The organism is Anabaenopsis tanganyikae CS-531, assembly GCF_029891675.1.
GTDB classification, from domain to species: domain Bacteria; phylum Cyanobacteriota; class Cyanobacteriia; order Cyanobacteriales; family Nostocaceae; genus Anabaenopsis; species Anabaenopsis arnoldii.
Genome location: NZ_JANQDF010000161.1, coordinates 25253 through 47629, shown reverse-complemented (window position 1 = coordinate 47629; position 22377 = coordinate 25253). Strand labels below are relative to the sequence as shown.

Below are 22377 nucleotides of genomic sequence, written 5' to 3'. Positions count from 1 at the left end.
AGGCTTACCGTATAAGGGAAATAATGTTGGTTATTGAAGAAAATGCCTGAATATTCCTTCTTAATCTCTGTTCGGTGTGTTCCCTGTTCCCTGTTCCCTCGAACCAGTTGTTAAATTAGCATAACAAGTACGGTAGAGCCATTATTCATGAGATAGAAAATGAGGTATATGGTTATTTAATTGGTAAGGCTGATCATCTTGGTTGTATTATTCATGCTATTGGTGGAATTGAAGACCATATTCATTTGGTAATTTCTATACCCCCTAAATTATCTATTGCCGAATGTGTGAAAAGTTTAAAGGGAAGTAGCGCTTATTATTACAATCATTTATTCCCCAACTTACCACAAAAATTTATCTGGCAAGAAGGATATGGTATATTTTCCCTGGGTGGTCATCAATTATCCACAGCCATAGATTATGTTAATAATCAAAAAATCCATCATTTAAACAGAACCACAATTTCATTATTAGAACAAGCAACAGATTTAGACCAACCTCCACCCCACCCCAGAACACCATCATCGCCAAACACAAAACCAGTCGGTTAAAAACCGACTTTAGCTTTGAACCAGGGAATTCATTCCCTGGCTCCGGTGTGTGGATAACCAGCGACCACACCTAATGTGTGAACAACGATCGCCCAAATATCCCTTAGCTGGACAATAATATATACAACTTGCACATACCCTGACCCAGAGCGATCGCCCAGGGGTACTTATTCTATCTTATTCTATATTAATATTAAGTAACGGGTGGAAAACTGGGAGCCAAATATGAGTTTAGAAGCTGAATATGACCTAGATTTTTATGCCTGGATTAATAAGAATGTGGAATTATTGCGGCGGGGATGTTTATCAGAAATTGACGCAGAACACATTGCTCAAGAGTTGGAAAGCATGGGAAAGCGCGATCGCCGTCAACTTCGCAGCCGCTTACAGGTTTTAATTATGCACCTGCTCAAATGGCAATATCAGCCGGATAAACAAAGCCAGAGTTGGTTAGCTACCATCGATCATCAACGAGATCAAATAGAAGCTTTACTGCTAGACAGTCCGAGTCTGCGCAGCGATTTAGAGACAGCATTAGTAATAGTTTATCCTAAGTCCGTGCGTGATGCCCATAGAGAAACATCCCTCCCGGAAACAGTATTTCCCCTATCCTGTCCTTTTGCATTAGAAGAAATTCTAGCTCCAGATTTCCTCCCCGGTTCAGAATGTGAGAACTGAGTTTGAGCGATCGCCCTAGGGAATTTATGCTAAAAACAGCGATCGCACCCGGCAATTTATTCTTGGTAATTATACTTGGGAGAGCAAATTACTCCCCCCTGTTGCGGTCTTATGGTGTTCCCTAAAATGACAATTACCTCTTGAAAAGTTATAAAACAACATCTAAAGTTGCTCAGGATTTATCCCCATTGTCTGTAATTTAGCCAGCAATTCCTCCCTTTGTTGGCGCTCCTGTGCCAGTAACAATTCCGCAGCCTCTGCTCTTTGCTGTGCTTGTTGAGCTTCTTGCTGTGCTTGTTGGGCTTCTTGCTGTGCTTGTTGGGCTAATTCACGGGCTGTAGGTAGTAGAACCCCCTCTAAAGTTGCCCAACGCACCCAGACGGCATTGGCTCCCCCAAATTCTCCCGCCCAACGCACTAGGGCTAAACCTAATTTTTGACTGATGAGCCTGTTTTGCTCATCGGGGATGATTGGTTCATATCCATGATCCCTGATGATGAACCCAGCAAACTCATTGGGATTAAAGGGATCATACCAAAAGTATTCTGGTACTCTCAGCCTGTTTTGGTATATTTCTTTTTTGTCTGTCTTGTCTCTGGAAGCAGTGCTAGAGGATAGCAATTCCACTACCACATCTGGACCTTTACCCTCTTCCCAGGTTACCCAGCATTTGCGCTCTCCCTTGGGAACATCTAGCACAGCAAACATATCCGGACCACGAAAATCATGGTTTTTCAATTGATGGGGACTAAAGTAAACAAACATATTACCCCCTACAAAGGCATCTTGATCGCCCAGCCAAGCTGCTAGGGGATCAACTAGTAAGTCCATTTGCAGTTTATGGCGATAGGTTTCCATAGGGATGCCGTCATCATACAGTAATTCATCCTGGGAGGGGGGATTAACAAAATCTGGGGTTGAATCTGGTGTCGATTGATCTAAGTTTAGCAATGTCGATTCACTCATATTTCCTCCGATTGAATCCCGATGCTTACTAATTTAACTAAGATTGATTCGGTTTTGCATATCCAGTACAGCTCCCTTGTGAAGGGAATGGGAGTTGATTTTATTGCTTCCCTTTTTTTCCGGTGTTCCCTGCTCGCCAGTTATCCACATACCACAGCCAGGGGCGATGATTATCCACACAGGGGAACCATTATCGATAGTTATCCACACAGGGGAACCATTTTAGACCAACCTCCACCCCACCCCAAAACACCATAATCACCCAGCACAAAACCAGTCGGGTTTTAACGGAATTACGCCTTTAGCTAGGGAATTTATGCCGTGGATAAATTACAAAAATTATTTAAAGGAGAAATATTTAATGTCTAATAAACACGAATATTACTACGCCAATGCTGACAGCGGACACCATCATAAATATCTGATTAATTCTTTATTAGAAATGATCTATTCTGCTTCCCCCCCCTCAAAAATCAACCAAAACCACGCATTTTAGATATTGGTTGTGGCAATGGGAGTTTAACTAATTTAATCGCACAGCAAGGGTATGAAGTTATCGGAGTGGAAGAGTCTAAATCAGGTGTGCAATTAGCCCAGGAAAAATTTCCTGATTGTCGTTTTATCCAGGGAAGTATATATGATTTACCCTATACAGAAATAGTAGGGGAATTTGATCTTATTATTTCCTGCGAGGTAATTGAACATTTATTTGACCCTAAAGCTATAGTTAGGAATACTAAACAACTACTCAAACCTAATGGGCGGTTAATTTTGACTACACCCTATCATGGTTATTTGAAAAACTTAGCTCTGGCTATCTCTGGAAAAATGGATAAACACTTCACTGTTCTTTGGGATGGTGGACATATCAAGTTTTTTTCTGTGAAAACATTAGAAAATTTATTAACAACAGAGGGGTATACAAATATTGAATTTAAATTTGCAGGTAGAATACCTTACTTGTGGAAATCAATGCTGTGTTCTTCCACACTGGAGGAAGCATATAGCCGCCATGAAACTATAATTTCTCAGTCGGTTTTTAACCGACTTTAGCTTTGAGACTCTTAATTCATTCCCCGGCTCCCCCGTGTAAATAACTATCAATTATGGTTCCCGCGTGTGGATAACGATCGCCCAAATATCCCTTAGTTGTGCAATAATATATACAACATGCACATACCCTAACCCAGAGCGATCGCCCTAGGGAATTAATGCTAGAAAGAGCGATCGCCTTCCGCCACTTATCCTTGATAATTATACTTGGGACAGCTTAAATTTACCCCAACTATGCTACAACAAATTACCCCCCTCATCCTCACCTATAACGAAGCACCCAACATTCAGCGCACCCTAGAAAAACTCACCTGGGCAAAAACAATTATTGTCATTGACAGTTACAGCACAGATGAAACCTTAGAAATTCTCTCAACTTATCCCCAAATCACCGTATTTAAACGTAAATTTGATTCCTTTGCAAGTCAATGCAATTATGGCTTACAGCAAGTTAAATCAGAATGGGTTTTGTCTCTGGATGCTGATTATATCTTAACCGATGAACTAATTAGGGAAATTAATAATTTACCTCTAGATACTACCATTGACGGCTACTTTGCTAGATTTAAATATTGTGTATTTGGTAAACCTTTAAGAGGTACTCTACTTCCACCCCGCCAGGTATTGTACAGAATAGAAAAAGCAAATTATCGAGATGATGGACACGCTCATCGGGTTTTAGTAGAGGGTAACTCTAGTCAACTAATAGGATACATTCACCACGACGATCGCAAACCATTAAATCGCTGGTTATGGGCGCAACAACGTTACATGGTGATTGAAACCAAAAAACTCCTAGAAACCCCCAATCATGAACTGAGTTTAGGCGATCGCCTTCGTAAACTAAAAATTATTGCACCATTGATCATACTCTTTTATTGCCTGATTATCAAAGGTGGTATTTTAGATGGTAGATATGGTTTATATTACGCATTGCAGCGAGTATTGGCAGAAATTCTGCTCAGTATAAATTTAATAGAGGCTAGTTTTAATCAAAGGGATAAATAATCAATTCTGGGTAACAATCAAAGATAATATTTGCTTATTTTCTCTACATCAGCTACATAGTTGATAATTATGGTGACCGTTATAGATAACCACCAACCATACCTAATGTGTAGATAATCATCTGTGATACAATACATCAGCAGCCATTGCTTAAAACCATGACGGTTACACAACACGATCCCTTACACAGGTTACCCCCAGTGAGATGGGAAAAACTACCCGCGGATTTTCCCCTACCAGATGAACCTGTGGAAAGTAATCTTCAACCCCTCCTGGCTGCAGCTTTGCGAGAATCTTTAGAACTGGCTGGATTAATCTTAGAATCCATGCTCATTGCTTCCAATTTTGGGCTATGCGCCACAGTGGGCGACAAAACCATCGTCAAAGCCCCCGACTGGGTTTATATACCTGTAGCTCATCCCCTCCCAGAGGGGGAAGTCCGCCGCAGTTATACCCCCCACGCCGAAGGGGAACCACCAGCCATTGTGATGGAATTTATATCCGCTACAGAGGGGGGAGAATATTCTATTAATCCCCATTATCCCTATGGTAAATGGTATTTTTATGAACAAATTTTAAAAGTCCCTGTATATGTGATCTTCCATCCTCAAACCGGAACCTTAGATGTTTATCATTTAACAGACGGTAAATACCAGCAACAATCCCCAGATGAACAGGGAAGATTTTACTTGGTAACTTTAAACCTGTTTTTGGGTGTATGGAGAGGTAAAAAGGCAGAAATGGTAACCTTTTGGTTGCGCTGGTGGGATGAATCCGGTAATTTGCTTCTTTGGGGTTCTGAATTATTAGAACAAGAACGCCAAAGGGCTGAACAAGCGGAAGAAAAAGCCGCTAAATTAGCCGCCAGACTGCAAGAAATGGGGATTAATCCCGAAGAAATTTAAGGCGCGGAAATACCTCCTATTGTGGATGGTCTCAAGTCCTACCAGAACCAGCTTTAACTCTCAATTTCCTTATTCCAAGCATGCGATTAGATAACTACACCCTCGGTAACTATACCCCCGGTGCTCCCTATTGGCAACAACTGTGCTGGTACTTCCTCGGTTCACCTCTATTTGAAAGTTCTTGGTTACCCATTTCATCGGTCAAAGTGCAGATACTCCGCATTTTTGGAGCTACTATTGGTCAAGGTGTACGCCTAAAACCAAAAGTGCGGGTAAAATTTCCTTGGCGGTTAACTGTCGGTGATTATGTCTGGATTGGTGAAAATGCTTGGATAGATAACCTAGCTCATGTGACTATAGAAAGTCATGCTTGCATATCTCAAGATGTCTATCTTTGCACAGGTAATCATGACTGGAATCACCCTGATTTTGAATTAAAAATTGCCCCAATTTATATTGAGGAAAGTAGTTGGATTGCTGCTAAGTCAATAATTGGCCCTGGGGTGACTGTCGGTAAAGGTGCTGTATTAACTCTGGGTGGAGTAGCTGTTAAATCATTAGCATCAATGACTATTTATGCAGGAAATCCCGCACAAGCCATTAAGCCCAGAAAGTTATATTATTAAGGCTTGACGCGAAATGCTCAAGTATTTTTATCTACCAGCACCCAATATATATAATATTACCACCTAATTGACTGATTGATGCTCACTATTGGTCAAAATCCTCCCACCTTTCACCCCTTGCACAAAAGACATCACCCATTGTAAATATTCCTCACCAGCAACAATCGCCGTATTATCATGCTCCGCACTGGGGACTAACAGCAGTTTTTTCGGTTCGGGAGCCGCGTGATAAAGCTTTTGGCTCATGAAAGATGGTACACTTGTATCAGCCATGCCATGAATAAATAACACTGGTATTTTTAACTGGGGTACTTTGTTGATGGATTCAAAGCGCTGGGTTAAAATTAAGTTCACCGGGAACATCCAAAATAAATTCCTGTAATCCACCATATCCCGGATAGAGGTAAAGGAACTTTCCACAATCAACCCCGCTGCTTGTGGCTGTTTGAGTCCCAAATCAATGGCGATCGCACCCCCCAGAGAATGCCCATAAATAAATATTTTACCTGGTACAATTTGCTTCTCATTTACCAAGTAATTCCACGCAACATAGGCATCTTCATAAACCCGCTTTTCGTTAGGAAAATCACCTTCACTCAGACCATACCCCCGATAATCAATCAGCAGCACAGAAAAACCCAGTTGATGCAACCGACGAGCATGACCAACATTAGCGCCAACATTGATGGCGTTACCATGGAGATACAGCAACACATTAGCGTTTGGTTCTGGGGATGGAATCCACCAACCATGAATTAGTTCTGTCTTTCCATTCCTAACTTTTACAGGTAACCAGACATCCTCATAGGGGAGGTTAAAAATCTCTGGTGTTCTTTCAATCACAGCGGAAGGAAAGAAAATTAACCGCTGCTGTCTGACAAACAGAAATAGACAGATGGCAAAATAGCCAATGACAACAATTATTTCTACCGTCAATAGTAGTTTGAAACTTAATTGCATTGAAAATTGCCGTTTGTTAAGATATATATATTTTAACAAATATTTTTCACACTCTACCCCGCCATCAGGAGGAAGCTTAAAACTACCCACCCTCAAATAGTTATAGGGTGGGGTTTTGCGCCTAGAGTTGAGGCTGATTTACTAGCCAATTAGTCGATTGCTCATAAGCATAAGCCACTTGAAATAGTTGCTCTTCTCCGAGTACCCGGCCAATCAGCTGCAACCCAATGGGTAGTCCCTGGTCATCAAAACCACAAGGTACACTTAAACCCGGTAACCCTGCAAGATTTACAGGGATAGTCATCAGATCATTCAAGTACATACTTAGGGGGTCGCTAATTTTCTCCCCTGCTTTAAATGCTGTGGTGGGAGCAGTAGGACAAACTAACACATCAACCTGCTCAAAGGCATTTTCAAAGTCTTGTTTAATCAAAGTTCTGACTTTTTGCGCTTTGAGATAGTATGCGTCATAGTAGCCAGCAGACAAAGCATAAGTACCAATCATAATCCGCCGTTTCACTTCTGGACCAAAACCAGTGGAACGGGTGCGAGTATACATAGATAGCAGATTATCTGCATCTTCAGCCCGGAAGCCATACTTTACACCATCGTAGCGAGCCAGATTAGCTGATGCTTCAGAGGGGGCAATAATATAGTAGCTAGGTACACCATAGCGGAAGTTGGGACAGGAAATAATCGAAATCTCCGCCCCCAAACTCTTTAATTGCTCTATGGCTTGACTGACCGCCTTTTCTACCACAGCATCTAAACCATCAGCCATGGTCTCTTTAATCACCCCAATTCGCAGCTTTCGGGCTTTGAAATCTGGTGTTAGATTGGCGGTGTAGTTGGGGATTTCAACTTTCAGGCTAGTAGAGTCTTTGGAATCGTAACCAGCGATCGCATTCAATACAATAGCAGTATCTTCTACCGTCCGTCCCAAAGGACCAACCTGATCCAAAGATGAGGCGTAAGCTATCACACCATAGCGAGACACCAGTCCATAAGTTGGTTTTATCCCCACCACACCACAAAAAGATGCCGGTTGGCGAATAGAACCGCCCGTATCAGTCCCCAGAGATGCAACACATTGATCAGCCGCTACCGCCGCCGCCGAACCCCCAGAAGAACCACCTGGAACCCTTGATAAATCCCAAGGATTATTAGTAAGTTGGTAGGCAGAGTTCTCAGTAGAACTACCCATACCAAACTCATCTAAATTCGTTTTACCAATCAGTACCGCCCCCGCATCAATCAGTTTTTGTGTCACTGTTGATTCATAAGGCGGGACAAAATTTTCTAAAATTCGAGAAGCGCAAGTAGTGGGAACTCCCTGGGTACACAAATTATCTTTAATCCCTATGGGAATCCCGGCTAGGAGTCCTATTTCTTCCCCAGCGGCGATTTTCGCATCCACAGCACGAGCCTGTTCTAACGCCTTTTCTGTGGTGACGTGCAAGAAACTGTGTAATTTCGGTTCTAATGCTTGAATACGCTCTAAGGCTTTTTGGGTAATTTCAACAGCAGAACATTCTTTTTTAATTAACTGTTCGTGCAACTCGCGGATGGATGCCATGATTGCTCTCTTTGTGACTCAAGTCATTGATTTTAGTACATTTTCCAGGTTAATGGATATTGGGTTGGAACAAGTAGGACAAATCTCTAGTCTGGTTTGAGTGGATACCAGGAAAATTTAGCTGGTTTTCCGGAATTGTCCCCGCTGTGGTGGTAAGGAGAAATAGTATAACTATTTATACAGAAATTCTCTACATTGTCGGTGAAAATATCTTTAACTGCCTTAATGAACACCCCCGGTTATTTTAACCGGTTTTTTTTTGCGATCGCCTTCTCCAGGCAGAAACACCGTGCCAAAATATTCATTAAATTAGATAAACACCTTTAACATCAGTTTATGACTTCTCTTGCAGCCTCAGTTAACGATTTAGTACTAGTTGCTGGTGCTACTGGTGGCGTGGGTCAACTGGTCACCGCCAACTTGCTGCAAAAGGGTATGAAGGTTCGTCTTCTCACCCGCAACGCTGCCCAAGCCACAAAAATGTTTAATCAACAAGTAGAAATTGCTGTGGGTGATATCCGCGATCTAACCACCCTCCCCCCAGCTATGCAAGATATTAACTACATTATCTGCTGTACTGGCACAACTGCCTTCCCCTCCCAGAGATGGGAATTTGACCCACCACCTAACTTACTAGAATGGGGAAGGATATTGATTGATGCTGAATATAGAAATACCAGAGCCAAAAATCACCCAGTCAAAGTAGATGCTGAAGGCGTCAGCAACTTAGTATCAGCAGCACCACCCCTTCTCAAACGCTTCGTCTTCGTCTCTTCTGTGGGAGTTGACCGTAAAGACCAGCCACCTTTTAATATTCTCAATGCCTTTGGTGTACTTGATGCCAAGCAGAAGGGAGAGCAAGCCATCATCACATCTAGATTACCTTACACTATTATCCGTCCGGGACGCTTGATTGATGGCCCCTATACATCCTATGACCTCAACACCTTACTAAAAGCTCAGACCGGAGGTAAACAAGGGGTAGTAGTTGAGACTGGTGATTACTTAGCAGGAGACGCTAGCCGCATTGACGTGGCTGCCGCTTGTGTAGAATCTCTTTTTTACCCAGGTACAGCCAACCAAGCCTTTAGTTTAGTTAACAAAGGCACACGACCATATGTAATTAACTGGGAAACAATTTTCGCCCAACTCAGTCAATAGTTGGTTCTATGTAAAGATGTACAACATTTCATCTACTATTATCTCAGTACTTAAATTAATTAGTAATTAGCATCACATTTATTAATACAAGTAATTGGAAATACTCATGACCATGAGCATTTAGATTTGCTAAGGTAGTCTTAACATATTGAAAAATTGAGCTAGTAAAGCTAAAAAAATAACTACTCACAGTTTCAAGTGCTGGCGGTGTTGTTTATCTATCAACAATCAAGTATTTTCATTGATAAAAGCTTATGGTTGTAAATTTTGCTAGGACATCTACTAGTGCAAATATTCTCAGGCAAGTCTTCCAAGGTGTTGATGCCTACAGCTGTCCCCAGTTATTCAATTTTCATATGCATACCGTCCACTCAGATGGAAGGTTGCAACCAACTACATTGATAGAACAGGCCATCGCTATTGGACTAGAAGGATTGGCAATTACAGATCACCATACTATAGATGGGTATTATGTAGCACAAGCCTATTTAGAAAAAGTCCGGGAATATAGCCGTGAAAATACTCCCTATCTCTGGAGTGGGGTAGAAATTAATGCTAACCTTCTGGATGTAGAAGTTCACATTTTGGCTTACGCCTTTGAGCCAGAACATCCTAGTATGAAACCCTATGTGCAGAAAAAACCGGCTGTAGGCTTAGAATATCAAGCAGACAAGATAATTGAATCCATCCACGCAGCTGGAGGATTGGCAGTTTTAGCCCATCCAGCTCGTTACAAGCGATCACATGCTGAATTAATTCCAGCTGCGGCAGCACGGGGAATTGACGGTGTGGAAACTTTCTACGCTTACAACAACCCCAAACCTTGGAAACCCAGCCCTGTGGAAACACTACAGGTACAACACTTAGCGGCTGAATATCAGCTCTTGAATACCTGTGGCACTGATACCCACGGATTAAATCTGCTACAACGGCTGTAGATATGCCCTTTGAGGACAAATCTATGTTTAATTTCAGGAGAATATTGGTTGAAATCGCTACTGAGAATAAAAATTAACACTCTCTATCAGCACCAGTTTACTCCTTCCCCATACTGTTAAACTGAGGGGAGCAAAACACTTTTGATAGTCTAAAACGATGCAAGCATCTGCTAATTTTGACTTTGAGGACGATAGATTTAACGCCCCTCCTTCTCAAATCATCCCCTGGTGTCAGATGATTAATCCTCGCCATGGTATGGATGGTATGCAGCCCCATGGATTGGCAATTAAATTAGATAATGCTACAGCTGTAGGCTTTCAGCCCGATGAAAATTGGCAACAGGTAGAGCATGAGTTTAGCTCTGGAGTAGAAACAGTTTTTATCAGCAATGCTCCCAGATTAGTTATAGTGCGCCGGGGACCTTTATCTGTTAAAGACCGGGAAACTGGTCATAAACTTGGTACTCTTAAAGAAAATTATGATGCTTTCTTAGCAGACAAGCTTAAATTTAAAACCTTTACTCGCCACCTCATTTACTTGGTAGGGGAAAATAAAAAGTTTCTCCACGAATCTCCATTACAATTAACTCTCAGCGGTGTAGCGGGAGCAAGTTTCAGCAAAAGTTACTGCGAATTTCAGCAAGGAAGAGTCATCGGTGGATTCATAGCTGAATTGGAAAGGGCTTATGCTGTATATCGCCAGCAACCTTTATCAGCAAAAGGTCCATTATTTCACGCCCATGGGATTTTTTGCCCTATCATTGAGTGTGAAGAAAGAGGGATTGAACCCAATACTGTCATGGTGGCTTCAACGGTGGACTACAAGCATCCCACAGTGGGAACATTAACTCAATACCTGATTGCTTCCGATTCTCCTGAGTCAGTAATGATCTGCAAGACCTTTGAAGAACACAAAGAGTTTGGTAAGGAATCTATTAAAGTAGAAGCACCCAAAATGGCAGCAGTTGGGATTTCTAGTTCTTATCTTTACGCAGATGAAGATGATTATCCACCATATTAGAAACTGAGGAGTACACAGCCGGATTAATGGGGACTGCAGGAAAGATGATAACTTTCTCATCATCAGTGGCCAATCCCCAATTCCCCCTCCCTACCTTTTCAGGAGTAAGTAATATAGTGAACCGTTCCCACCTGTAACACCAGCGCGATCGCCCGCTACTTGACCAGACCCCATGAAATAATCCACCCTTCCTGGTCCTCTAATGGCGCTCCCTGTATCCTGATCCAGAACAAAGCGGTTCACGGTGCGATATTCCATCTGGCCATTGCTACCCACATATGGAAGTGAAGTATGAATCAGTGCTAATGCCCCCGCAGGCATGAGAGACTTATCTGTAGCAATAGAACGCTCCGCCGTAACTGGGACATTAATACTACCAGTAGCTGGTCTACCAGGGTTTTCTTGGAAAAAGACAAATCTTTCCCAGCGGGGTAGATAATTATTCATTTCCTGGGGGTAATTGCGGAAAAAGTTAATTATACCCGGCATATTCAATTGATTTGCCGCCAACTTGCCATCTTTAGACAATTGGCGACCGATACTTGTCCAGGGATAATCTGTTCCCCCCGCAAAGCCTACAGATGTTCTAGTACCCTCATCAGTTAACTCAATTTGGGCAGAACCTTGGATATGTACCATGTATGCTTCCCAGCGATCGCGGAACCAGAGTATTTCTAACCCGCGTAACCGGCTTCTTTCCCCTAATAAACCATCCTCACCCTCCAAATCAACTCGTTTCGGGTGAGGTTGAGGCCATTGATCAAAATCTGGTGGTCTGCGATATAAGGGATACCTATATTCTCCAGTCCTTACCCGGCTAGCATAATAAACAGGTTCATAATAAGCGGTAAATTTAACAGTACCCCTGCCATCATTGCCCACAGAACGGTAAAAGTCAAACTCTCTACGGACAGCAACTTGTAGTTCAGCGGTAGAGTTGGAACTGACCAATAGCTGGCGGAAACGAATCAAACTCCGACGCACCCGATCATGGGTTATTCCCCGAACCGGATAGTTTTGATAGGCCGCTATAGCACTCCTTTTCTCCAGATAACTCAAACTATGATCAATAGCAGCCAACAAAGCCGGGCGATCTCCTAAGGGTAAACTAGGATTACCCCCTGGAAAAAGTTGCTCATCCCAACCCAACCAACCAACCCTTGGGGTGCGGTCTGTTTCCACCCGAAAGAGTCTGAGTGGCGGTTGTACCCGAGACGGTGTGGAAACCTGAGCCACAGCTGACCACATACTACTTACACAGACAATTCCCCAACTCAAGGAGACCAAAGCAAGACTTTTTTTAATCATCTAAAAATCTCCCAGACTTCGGTAACAGGGGACTCTAAATAGAAAATCCCATCATGGGAAACCCTGAGTACACGGGAGCCAAAACAGCTTTTCGGCATAATTCTCTCTTAACTACCTTCACTCTAGACGGGCTAAATTTTTAGCAGTTCCCCGAAAATTCCAGCCAAAAAATAGCATAATTGCCATTCTCACGCCAAAGGTAGGACACCCAGCGATGATTTTCCACTAATGCTGTTGAGGCCCCTTAGCATCACATTCTTTATTCAAGCAACGCTCTAAAAGTCCAATGCGCCACCTATAGGCAAAACGACGGGGATTCAGTTCTAATTGATAATTACGACTAAATAATGGTTGATTCAAATATTGCCAAAAAGGAAATTTAATCTTGTTGTGTGGTGCAGACATAGGAGCAAATAATATAAAAGCGTTGTAGTAGAGTGGTTAACGGGTTGTGTGAGAACTACTGGATAGTGATTTCCTAGCTTAAGATGACATGATACATATTCAATTGTCTTGGTGGCAATTGCGGAATCTTACCTCAATATTTATGTCAGATTTGTTAGACTGGCCATGAGTCCAAAAGTTCCAGGTTCAAAATGCTCTTGTAGTTCTAGATACCCTATGGGCTAGAAACTAGAAAAGTTTTTGCTAAATGTCAGAGCAATTAAGCGAATATCTAACTATACAAGAAGACTCCCGCCAAACTTGAGAGGATGACAGGAGTCTGACAGTAGAGATTTACAGACCATTTCCAGACATTAATATCTGTACTTCATGTACTCGAAAAGTTCTGGCTCTGGCAAAACTTCTAATAGTGAGTCCCAGTTTTACGATGGTTGATGGCAGTCACACCATCAGGTTTGATTAACTTACCATTGTCAACAGTTGCGTAAATTACCCAATGATCCCCACATTCCATGCGTTCCTGGACGGAGCATTCTAGATAAGCTAGGGCATCGGTGAGAATCTTACAGCCATTATCTGCAACTGTGGTGCTAAAGTTGGCAAATCTGTCTTCTCCAGGGGCAAAATTTTTGCGGAAATGCTTCGTGTACTCTAAATGATGGCCTTCCTCCAGGATATTCAAAGCAAATTTACTACCTGGATACATTAGAGATTCTATAGCTCGGTCCTTGGCGATCGCCACAGTCAGACCAGGTGGATTGAAGGTAGCTTGTGAAATCCAAGAGCCTAACATCCCAGTAGAGACATCACCTTGTTGAGCGCAGAGAACACAAACTGAACCAACAATTCTACCGACAGCTTGCTCCAAAGGGGTAGCAGCTTGTTGGGGTAACCGGATTTTTTGAGATTTTTTCAAGGTTTGAGCAAAGTCTGTACCAACTTCTTCACAGAATTTGAGCGTAACATCATCAGGTTTAAACTTAACTTTGAAAGTATCAAAGCCAAAGCGATAACCAGCATCGCGAAGTTTACCTTCAATCAAATCAAATGCTTCACCACTCCAACCGTAGGAGCCAAAAACCCCTGCGAGTTTATGACTATTACCCACGGTGAGGACGATTCCCAAAGCAGTGTGAATAGGTGTGGGAGCATGACCGCCGATAGTGGGGGAACCAATCACAAAACCATCACACTGTTGTATAGCAGTGCGGATTTCATCAGGGGTAGCAAATTCGCAGTTAATTGATTGCACTGCTGCGCCGCCTTTAGTCAGTCCCAAAGCCATAGCTTGAGCTAAAATTGCTGTATTTCCGTAAGCTGAGGCATAAAGTAGAGCCACAGAGATATCACGGTGTTTTTGAGCATTGCTCCATTGTGCATAGGCGTTGGTTAGTTCCATTAATCCGGTACGTACCAATGGGCCGTTACCCGGAGCATACATTCTCACATGCAAATCAGATATTTTCTCCAAAGCTGCTTCTACGTGTTGAGCTTGAGGAGCCATTAAACAGTTGTAGTAGTAGCGCTGGTCTTCTTGTAATGCTTCGGGTTGGTCATCAAACACCTCATCCCCACAGATATGAGAGCCAAATAGCTTATCTGTGTAGAGGATTTGGGTTTGCTGGTCGTAGGTACAAAGTCCTTCTGGCCAGCGCGGACTGGGAATAGGTAGAAATTTTAAAACGTGACCCTTACCTAAATCAAGGGTTTTTTTCCCCCGCATGACTAGAATTTCTAGCGCGTTGTCTGGGAAAGCATGACGCAAATTAGCAGCACCCAAGAGAGAACAAACAAATGTTACCTGGGGTGCTAGTTGTAGAAGCGCCTTGAGAGTTGGCAGGCGATTGGGGCTAAAATGACCTAAAATTATGTAATCCAACTCTTTCAAGTTCAGGGTCTGCTGCAACGCCTCTAAATAAAGTTCCGTGAAGGTTTCGGCAGGGGGGTCAATAATTGCGGTTTTATCACCTTCAATTAAATAACAATTGGAGGTAGTGCCTCTTTCTCTTGCGTATTCAATTTCAAACCGCAGGCGTGACCAACTACGCGCTCTAATAAATGTGGTGTTTGTAGCGACGGGGATAACTTGTACGTCACGGGGTTTGGAATTGCTCATAGATTTTTGCCAAAAATAAGAGGATGTTTTAAAAGGGGGGGAAATACTTAATACCTATTCCCCATTCCCTAATTAGTAGTAGTTACCTACCTTGCGATGGCGAACTGCTGTGAGTGCATCAGATTTAGAAACACGACCTTCTTGAACTGTGCAGTATAAGAGCCAGTGGTCGCTGCACTCCATGCTCTTTTGGACTTCACATTCCATGTATGCTAGAGCATCGGTGAGGATGGGAGAGCCGTTTTTAGCGGTTTGGGTTTTCACCCCAGCAAATCTGTCAGCACCGGGAAGTAAGCGCTTGAGAAATTGCTTTTTCAGTTCTTGATAATTTCCTTCTTCTAGGACGTTGAGGACGAAATGATCCCCTACTCGCATTAAGGAGTCAATGGCGCGGTCTTTAGCTACTGCTATGGTGAATCCTAAAGGTTGTAGGCTGGCTTGGGCTACCCAGGAGGCTAACATGGCACTTTTAACATCACCTTTTTGCGTGGTGACAATATACAGTCCGTTGCTAATCCGCCCCAGGGCTTTTTCCATGTTGACATCAAGGGCTTTGATTTGCTTGATGTTGCGTTCGCGCATCAGTAATTGTCCCAGGTCTATACCGGCTTCTTGGCATAGATGGAATGTTACATCTGTGGGAGATTGTTTAATGCGAATAGCAGGGAAGGCTTCTTTAACACCCAGGTCGATAAATTTCCGCCGCAGGGTATCAATCGGTTCGTCGTCACCGCCGTAACATTCAAATAAACCTACTAGTTGTTTGTTTGTGACTACGGATAATAGTGAACTTATACCGGCTTGTGCTGCTACAGCAGTGGATGGGGGCATACCGATGATCAATCCCGTGGCTCTACCTGCTAGCTCTTGAATTTCTTGGGGTTCGGCTGTGCCTAGGTCAATGACTTCTATTCCCACTCCTGTTTTTTGGATACCTTCAGCTATGGCTAAACCTAGCTCATCGCTATATCCATACTGGGAAACATAAAATAAGCCAACTGTGGTTTCTGTTTTAGCTTGTCTTTGGCTCCAAGTTTGGTAGCAATCAGTTAATATATCTAAGTGATGGTACAGTATTGGCCCGTGACCATTGGCGATCATGTTAATTTTTCCCAGTTCCCCCATTCTCTTCATGGCGTTTAGTAGAGAACGGGCATTGGGACCCATGAGGCAGTCATAGTAAAATCTAAAGTCTGGTTCAATCGCTTCTAAGTCTTCGTCAAAGGTGCGATCGTCACAGAAGTGCATCCCAAATGCATCACAGGTGAACAGGGTTTCGGTTTTGCGATCATAGCTGAAGATTGTATCTGGCCAGTGCAGATTGGGCGCACTCACAAATTCTATTTCGTGTCCTTTGCCAATATTAATCCGATCGCCACTTTTAACGATGCGCTTGGAAAATGGCTCGTGTACTAAACCTTCTAAAAACTGTAGGGCAATTTTTGAGGCTAATACTGTGGCTCTGGGTGCTAACTGCAATACATCTTCTACTAGACCGCTATGGTCTGGTTCTGTGTGGCTAACTATTATGTAATCGATTGTCTTGGGGTTAACAAGACTTTTGAGTGTGTCTAAATATAGTTGACGAAACTTCTGGTGGGAAGTATCAATCAAAATTGTCTGCTCACCCCTAATTAGATATGAGTTGTATGTCGTACCGTTTTGCAGTCCGAATTCGATATCGAAGCGATCGCGGTCCCAATCAAGAGAGCGAATCGCCGTTGTGTTAGGGGCAATTTCTACAGTCTGTATACTTAGTCTATGCTGTACGTTCTCTGCGATCGCTACCATTATTCGTCTCCGAGCGCAAATTTTGAGTATTCTTTTCTGCACTCATTGTCCCTTGAATCTATTTTTAAAGTTGTAATCAAGTTGCTATTTTATAAAATCTAATTTGTAGTGATTATTGCGATTTTTTTCCTTGATTTTTGGGGGGGGTGATTTCTTCTTTTTTCCGCCGATTAACGCCAAGTTATCAGGCTTTTTAATAGGAGGTTAATTCCAGTTTTTGTAGTAAAATTTATTTGTTTTCTGGGTGGTTTCACAGGTTAAATTTATGACTGAACAAAAGGGGAAGGTTTATCTGGTGGGTGCTGGACCTGGAGATGTGGCATATCTGACGGTAAAGGCTTACAATCTTCTGGCTATGGCTGAGGTGTTAGTCTACGATGCTCTGGTAAATCAGCAATTATTACAGTATGTCAGACCTGATTGTCTGTGCCTAGATGTTGGTAAACGTGGTGGTCAACCTAGCACACCCCAAGGGGAAATTAATCAATTACTGGTTGACTATTGTTTGCAAGGTAAACAGGTGGTACGATTAAAATCTGGGGATCCGTTGATTTTTGGTCGCTGTACCCCGGAAATTACAGCTTTGCAAGCTCAGTATTGTGAGTTTGAAGTCATACCAGGAATTTCTTCGGCCTTAGCTGCTCCTTTAATGGCTGGGATTCCTTTGACTGATGCTGTACTTAGTCGTTGTTTTGCTGTCCTCACAGCCCATGAACCAGATGTTTTAGATTGGGAAGCTTTATCTAGATTGGACACTCTGGTAATATTGATGGGGGGAACTCATCTAGCTGAGATTATACATCAACTCATCAGGCAAGGTCGATCACCCTATACCCCTATTGCTATTATTCGTTGGGCGGGAACTCCTGATCAACAAGTTTGGGTAGGAGAACTGAAAAATATTCTCACGCAAACCCAGGGCGTTTATCTCTCCCCGGTGGTAATTGTGATTGGGGAAGTTGTAAAATTACGTAATTACCTACAACCTCAGAGAATATCCTTAAAAGATCAAGCTTTTGACTCTCCACCTATGTTAAATAATTCCCCCCTCACAGGTAAAACTATTCTGGTGACTCGTTCCGCTGGGCAATCGAGCCAATTTAGCGATGGCCTCTCGGCATTGGGTGCGACTGTGATTTCCATGCCTACTTTAGAAATTGTCCCCCCTTCCAGTTGGTCAGGTTTAGACCGGGCGATCGCTAATTTGACAGATTTTCACTGGTTAATTCTTACTTCTACCAATGGGGTAGACTACTTTTTTACCAGATTATTCGCCCAAGGTCAAGATGTTCGTGCTCTAAGTAGCATTAAAATTGCTGTGGTGGGTGAAAAAACAGCCCAAAGTCTGCAACAACGGGGACTTAAACCAGATTTGATTCCCCCTAATTTTGTCGCTGATGCTTTGGTGGCTCATTTCCCCGAATCACTACAGGGTCAAAAGGTGTTATTTCCCAGAGTAGAAAGCGGCGGAAGGGATGTTTTAGTTGCCGAATTAACTGCTCAAGGTGCGGTAGTTGTAGAAGTAGCTGCATATCAATCTCGCTGCCCCACAAGTATACCAGAGTCAGCAAAATTAGCCTTGCAAAATCGGACTGTAGATATAATTACCTTTGCTAGTTCTAAAACTGTCAAGTTCTTCTGTCAACTCTTACAAGAGGTATTTGCCGATAACCGTGACATCAGCCATATTTTAGCAGATGTTTGTATTGCTTCTATAGGTCCGGAAACATCAAAAACCTGCCAATCCTTATTAGGGCGTGTCGATGTTGAGGCTGAGGAATATACTTTAGATGGTTTAACCCAAGCAGTAGTTAAATGGGTGAAAAGTCGTTAACGTAGCAGGGGATTTGAGTAATTGACAATTACTTGTTAGGCGCATCTTAAGATTGTATATATTGCTTGATTTATAATAGAAAAAAATACCTGCAGGAGGAAAATCAATCAGTGGTGACAAGGCGGATGACTTTCAGGCTATACCCAAATAAGCAGATAGAACAGTCTTTGAGGTATCACCGAAAGCTTCACAAAGACCTTTTTAACGCTGCTGTATATAACAGATTTACTCAATATCAAAAATTCAACCATAAGGTTGATTATTTTGAGCAACAAAATTGCTTACCTGCATTCAAAGAAGTGTGGACAGAGTATAAGGAAATTAACTCTCAAGCTCTGCAAGCCACATTAAAACGGGTAGATTATGCTTTTGAACGTTGGTTCAAAGGTTTAGGTAAACGTCCTAAATTCAAATCGATTCGACATTATTCAGGTTGGACATATCCCGCTAAATCTGGGTATTCAGTAGAATCCCATGGCGAAAATGGGTATTTGAACCTGTCTAAAATTGGACGTATTCAGATGCGGGGTAAAGCTAAATATTGGGGAACTCCCACTACTTGTACTATCGTTTATCGTCATGGTAAATGGTACGCATCGATCACTGTAGATGTTTTAGACCAAGTTCTCAAGCCAGAAATTTTACCAACTGGTGCTGTTGGGATAGATTTAGGTTGTAATGCAGCATTGTCAATTACTGATGGTCAGAATCATCAACAGATTGAGGCTCCTAAGTTTTTGAGAACCGCTGAACATCAAATCAAGAAAGCATCCAAGGATAAAAGACAAAAACGCGCACCAAATAGAACCAAAAAAATTCAGGCTTCTAGGAGATGGAAAACAGCCCAAGCAAAGGTTAGTAAACTAATTCGTCAAGTTGCTAACCAGCGCCAAAATTGGGTACATCAAGTTGCAACAGACATTGTACGCGGTAATAGCTTCGTTGTCACTGAGAAACTAGAAGTCAAGAACATGACCAGTAAGGCTAAAAAAGGCAAGGGTAAGAAACAAAAAGCAGGTTTGAATAAGTCAATACTAGATGTTAGTTTTGGGATGCTTCGCAGTACCATCAAGTACAAAGTTGAGCAGATTGGTGGTGTATTTGTAGAAGTTCCCACCAAGAAAGTAAAACCTAGCCAAACCTGTCCTAAATGCGGTCATCAACACAAGAAAACACTTGATATGAGAGTGCATAATTGTGGTGTTTGTGGTTATACACAAGACCGCGACATCGCCGCAGCAGAAGTAATGCTTTACTGGGCAAAAGGCATTCTACCGGAGTCAGGAACTGGCTTCGTAGTCGCAGAGTCGTCTAGCTCTACTACATCTACCAGTAAGCGCAAGCAAGCTGGATCGATGCGGCAACTAGGGGCAAAGAAGCGACAAAAATCTACAGAAGGTTTTGCTAAAAACGAACTGAGGGATGTAGAAACCCACAGTTCAGGCGAAGCCAACTGTGGGTAGTTCATCTGGTAAAATCTGAGACCATCACTGTATTATTAACTTCCTAATCCATCATGTCTGATTACTTCTCCCCTGAAATTAGCTCACGCATTTGCACTCATATGAATGATGACCATGCTAATGCTGTAGTTCTTTATGCCCAAGCTTTTGGGGGTGTGACAGATGTCACAAGTGCAAAAATGCTCTCCATTGACTCTCAAGGGATGAATTTGACAGCAGAGGTAAATCAACAAACTGTGCCAGTGCGGATTCAATTCGATCATATTTTGGTAGACTCAGAAGATGCTCACCAAACTTTGATTGCCATGGTGAAGCAAGCACGACTTCAGGGAAAATAGTCACTAGCTTAAGTAGGTTACCTTTGTTAAATATACTTAGAATTTACATCTAAGCATAGTAACCAGAAGCCACTATAGGTCATCCCAGAATCATCGGGTTGCACTAACAAAAAGTGCAATCCTCGGCTTTGTTGTTGACGCTGTTGATAGGTTTTGGCCCCCGCAACCACATCTGCATCTGTAAAAGTGGCGAGAATCCACCTATCTACTAAACCAGCCTCTAATATTAAACCATGGGGTTCACCTGCTATGTAATTTAACGATGCTGGCTGTGCCGTATCTAACCACCGAGCCAAAGCCATTGACTTTCTACCACCATAGATAACTACCCCCGGAATAGGCGCTGTGGATGGTAAACCCAAATTAATGGGTTGTAAAGATTCTGGTATAGACAAAATAGGTATGGGGCGTTCTGCAAATACATCCACAAGTTCACCCGCTGGGAGCGTAGCAAAGCGCCACTGTTCCCCCCAGAGGTTTTCTGGTAATGGTGTTGGGGGTGGTTGATCTAGGGTTAAGGGATATTGCTTTGCTTGTAACCACCGTTTTAAGGCTAAAGTATGGCGGGTGGGTTCGACGCGAATATTTAAGTTTTTGGCGGCGACTTGAATTAAACTTAAGGTCTGGGGACGAAATACCTGAATGATATCTGGTAAGTTGTTACTAGCGGCTAGCTGAATTTGAGTAGCAAGCCAATGGGCGGTGGCGGCTGTCTGGGGACAGGAGGCTGTATATTCAAAGGTATGTGTTGGGTCACAAATCAACAATTCCCATAGGGTTTGTCCGGATGTCTCCTGTACTGGACTGCGATAAAAGTCAAGTTGCCAAATTTTCATAATTTTTGGGAAAAAGAGATTTATGAACCACAGATCCACAGATAAATTGATGGGTGTCTGTGCGGTTAGTTGTTCTTAAACCATGATTACATCTAAAAGACTGTCGGCTATTTCAAAGTTAGCAGTCACATTCTGGACATCATCTAAACCTTCGAGAGTATCAATTAACTTGAGCAGCGATCGCCCTTGCTCAGGATCAGCAATCTCAATATAATTAGTAGGTATCCAGCGTAATTCTACATCCCTGATCTCAAAGCCTTGCTCCTTGAGTGTCTGGGTGAGTAGTTCTAAGTTGATCACCTCGGTAAATACCTCGGCTATGTCATCGTCAATCATTTCATAAGACTGGGCTTCACCTTCTAGGGATGCTTCCAAAAGCTGGTCTTCATTTTTTACCCCCTGAACAGTACACACACCTTTTTGGTGAAACATCCAGCTGACGCAACCTGTTTCACCAAGGTTACCACCGCGCTTACTAAAAGCGGCACGTAAATCAGCCGCTGTGCGGTTACGATTATCTGTGAGGGCTTCAATTAAAATTGCGACACCACCCGGTCCATAACCTTCGTAGCGAATAGCCTCAAAATTACTACTATCCCCGCCAAAGGTTCCTGCACCTTTAGCGATCGCCCGTTCAATATTATCATTAGGTATATCCGCAGCCTTAGCCTTATCGATGGCTGTACGTAGCTGAAAATTAGCGCTGGGGTCTGGTAAACCAGTCCTCGCAGCAATAATAATTGCTCTAGATAACTGGGCGAAGGTCTTACCCTTCTTGGCATCTACTACTGCCTTTTGACGCTTAATATTTGCCCATTTACTATGTCCTGCCATAATGTTAAA

The 22377-nt window shown here is 42.7% G+C and carries 21 protein-coding genes and 1 pseudogene; 13 read left to right on the top strand and 9 right to left on the bottom strand.

Translation table 11 applies throughout. The features are described 5' to 3' along the window. Positions 1-137: 137 nt before the first annotated feature. Together tnpA and NWP22_RS15610 are read left to right on the top strand one after the other, a co-directional pair. A pseudogene (tnpA, locus tag NWP22_RS15615) lies at positions 138-551 on the top strand (IS200/IS605 family transposase); the annotation flags it as partial. Between the two features lie 225 nt (positions 552-776). Beyond that, positions 777-1229 carry a DUF29 domain-containing protein gene (locus NWP22_RS15610; protein ID WP_271734291.1) on the top strand — a complete coding sequence of 151 codons (453 nt, stop codon included), beginning with the start codon at positions 777-779 and terminating at the stop codon, positions 1227-1229. Between the two features lie 162 nt (positions 1230-1391). Here the strand turns inward: NWP22_RS15610 and NWP22_RS15605 are convergent, their stop codons facing one another. Further along, positions 1392-2195, bottom strand: coding sequence for a Uma2 family endonuclease (locus NWP22_RS15605; RefSeq protein ID WP_271734292.1), 804 nt, complete (start codon positions 2193-2195; stop codon positions 1392-1394). A gap of 361 nt (positions 2196-2556) precedes the next feature. Between NWP22_RS15605 and NWP22_RS15600 the strand changes: the two genes are divergently transcribed. The 5 genes from NWP22_RS15600 (at position 2557) to NWP22_RS15580 (ending at position 5787) form a co-directional block, all read left to right on the top strand. Continuing rightward, positions 2557-2691, top strand: a complete 135-nt coding sequence (locus tag NWP22_RS15600) for a hypothetical protein (RefSeq protein WP_271734294.1) — start codon at positions 2557-2559, stop codon at positions 2689-2691. Further along, positions 2631-3248, top strand: a complete 618-nt coding sequence (locus tag NWP22_RS15595; RefSeq protein WP_342393883.1) for a class I SAM-dependent methyltransferase — start codon at positions 2631-2633, stop codon at positions 3246-3248. Before NWP22_RS15600 ends, NWP22_RS15595 begins: the two co-directional genes overlap by 61 nt. A 234-nt stretch (positions 3249-3482) precedes the next feature. Then, complete coding sequence (locus NWP22_RS15590; RefSeq protein WP_271734295.1) at positions 3483-4256, top strand: glycosyltransferase family 2 protein; 774 nt, start codon at positions 3483-3485, stop codon at positions 4254-4256. Between the two features lie 158 nt (positions 4257-4414). Beyond that, positions 4415-5161, top strand: coding sequence for a Uma2 family endonuclease (locus NWP22_RS15585; protein ID WP_271734296.1), 747 nt, complete (start codon positions 4415-4417; stop codon positions 5159-5161). A gap of 80 nt (positions 5162-5241) precedes the next feature. Beyond that, on the top strand, positions 5242-5787 hold the full coding sequence (locus NWP22_RS15580) for a WcaF family extracellular polysaccharide biosynthesis acetyltransferase (protein WP_271734297.1): 546 nt from the start codon (positions 5242-5244) through the stop codon (positions 5785-5787). A gap of 63 nt (positions 5788-5850) precedes the next feature. Here the strand turns inward: NWP22_RS15580 and NWP22_RS15575 are convergent, their stop codons facing one another. Together NWP22_RS15575 and gatA are read right to left on the bottom strand one after the other, a co-directional pair. Continuing rightward, complete coding sequence (locus NWP22_RS15575; RefSeq protein ID WP_271734298.1) at positions 5851-6747, bottom strand: alpha/beta hydrolase; 897 nt, start codon at positions 6745-6747, stop codon at positions 5851-5853. A gap of 121 nt (positions 6748-6868) precedes the next feature. Further along, the gene (gatA, locus tag NWP22_RS15570; protein ID WP_271734299.1) at positions 6869-8323 is read right to left on the bottom strand and encodes an Asp-tRNA(Asn)/Glu-tRNA(Gln) amidotransferase subunit GatA; all 1455 of its coding nucleotides are present in this window, start codon (positions 8321-8323) and stop codon (positions 6869-6871) included. Positions 8324-8659: 336 nt separating this feature from the next. On the opposite strand from gatA, the gene NWP22_RS15565 reads away from it, so the two are divergent. The 3 genes from NWP22_RS15565 to NWP22_RS15555 all read left to right on the top strand — a co-directional run bounded on the left by NWP22_RS15565 (position 8660) and on the right by NWP22_RS15555 (position 11443). Continuing rightward, positions 8660-9484 (top strand): SDR family oxidoreductase, encoded by an 825-nt coding sequence (locus NWP22_RS15565; protein WP_271734300.1) that lies wholly within the window; start codon positions 8660-8662, stop codon positions 9482-9484. Positions 9485-9738: 254 nt separating this feature from the next. Further along, positions 9739-10422, top strand: a complete 684-nt coding sequence (locus tag NWP22_RS15560) for a PHP domain-containing protein (protein WP_271734301.1) — start codon at positions 9739-9741, stop codon at positions 10420-10422. Positions 10423-10579: 157 nt separating this feature from the next. Next, on the top strand, positions 10580-11443 hold the full coding sequence (locus NWP22_RS15555; RefSeq protein WP_271734303.1) for a DUF5895 domain-containing protein: 864 nt from the start codon (positions 10580-10582) through the stop codon (positions 11441-11443). Between the two features lie 90 nt (positions 11444-11533). On the opposite strand, the gene mltA is transcribed toward NWP22_RS15555, so the two are convergent. The 4 genes from mltA to NWP22_RS15535 form a co-directional block, all read right to left on the bottom strand. Continuing rightward, complete coding sequence (mltA, locus tag NWP22_RS15550; RefSeq protein ID WP_417006615.1) at positions 11534-12748, bottom strand: murein transglycosylase A; 1215 nt, start codon at positions 12746-12748, stop codon at positions 11534-11536. A 228-nt stretch (positions 12749-12976) separates the two neighbouring features. Continuing rightward, positions 12977-13156: a hypothetical protein gene (locus NWP22_RS15545; RefSeq protein WP_271734305.1), complete on the bottom strand. Its 180-nt coding sequence runs from the start codon at positions 13154-13156 to the stop codon at positions 12977-12979. A gap of 403 nt (positions 13157-13559) precedes the next feature. After that, positions 13560-15272, bottom strand: a complete 1713-nt coding sequence (locus tag NWP22_RS15540) for a diflavin flavoprotein (protein WP_271734306.1) — start codon at positions 15270-15272, stop codon at positions 13560-13562. 72 nt (positions 15273-15344) lie between these two features. Continuing rightward, positions 15345-17063, bottom strand: coding sequence for a diflavin flavoprotein (locus tag NWP22_RS15535; protein WP_271734334.1), 1719 nt, complete (start codon positions 17061-17063; stop codon positions 15345-15347). A gap of 265 nt (positions 17064-17328) precedes the next feature. On the opposite strand from NWP22_RS15535, the gene cobA reads away from it, so the two are divergent. From cobA to NWP22_RS15520, 3 genes are all read left to right on the top strand, one after another. Continuing rightward, positions 17329-18897, top strand: coding sequence for a uroporphyrinogen-III C-methyltransferase (gene cobA / locus NWP22_RS15530; protein WP_271734307.1), 1569 nt, complete (start codon positions 17329-17331; stop codon positions 18895-18897). Positions 18898-19022: 125 nt separating this feature from the next. Beyond that, the gene (locus NWP22_RS15525; RefSeq protein WP_271734336.1) at positions 19023-20360 is read left to right on the top strand and encodes an RNA-guided endonuclease InsQ/TnpB family protein; all 1338 of its coding nucleotides are present in this window, start codon (positions 19023-19025) and stop codon (positions 20358-20360) included. A gap of 53 nt (positions 20361-20413) precedes the next feature. Further along, positions 20414-20698 (top strand): DUF2470 domain-containing protein, encoded by a 285-nt coding sequence (locus NWP22_RS15520; RefSeq protein ID WP_271734308.1) that lies wholly within the window; start codon positions 20414-20416, stop codon positions 20696-20698. Positions 20699-20724: 26 nt separating this feature from the next. On the opposite strand, the gene NWP22_RS15515 is transcribed toward NWP22_RS15520, so the two are convergent. Next, positions 20725-21534, bottom strand: a complete 810-nt coding sequence (locus NWP22_RS15515) for a Tab2/Atab2 family RNA-binding protein (protein WP_417006613.1) — start codon at positions 21532-21534, stop codon at positions 20725-20727. A gap of 75 nt (positions 21535-21609) precedes the next feature. Beyond that, positions 21610-22368, bottom strand: a complete 759-nt coding sequence (locus tag NWP22_RS15510; protein ID WP_271734309.1) for a YebC/PmpR family DNA-binding transcriptional regulator — start codon at positions 22366-22368, stop codon at positions 21610-21612. Positions 22369-22377 lie beyond the last annotated feature (9 nt).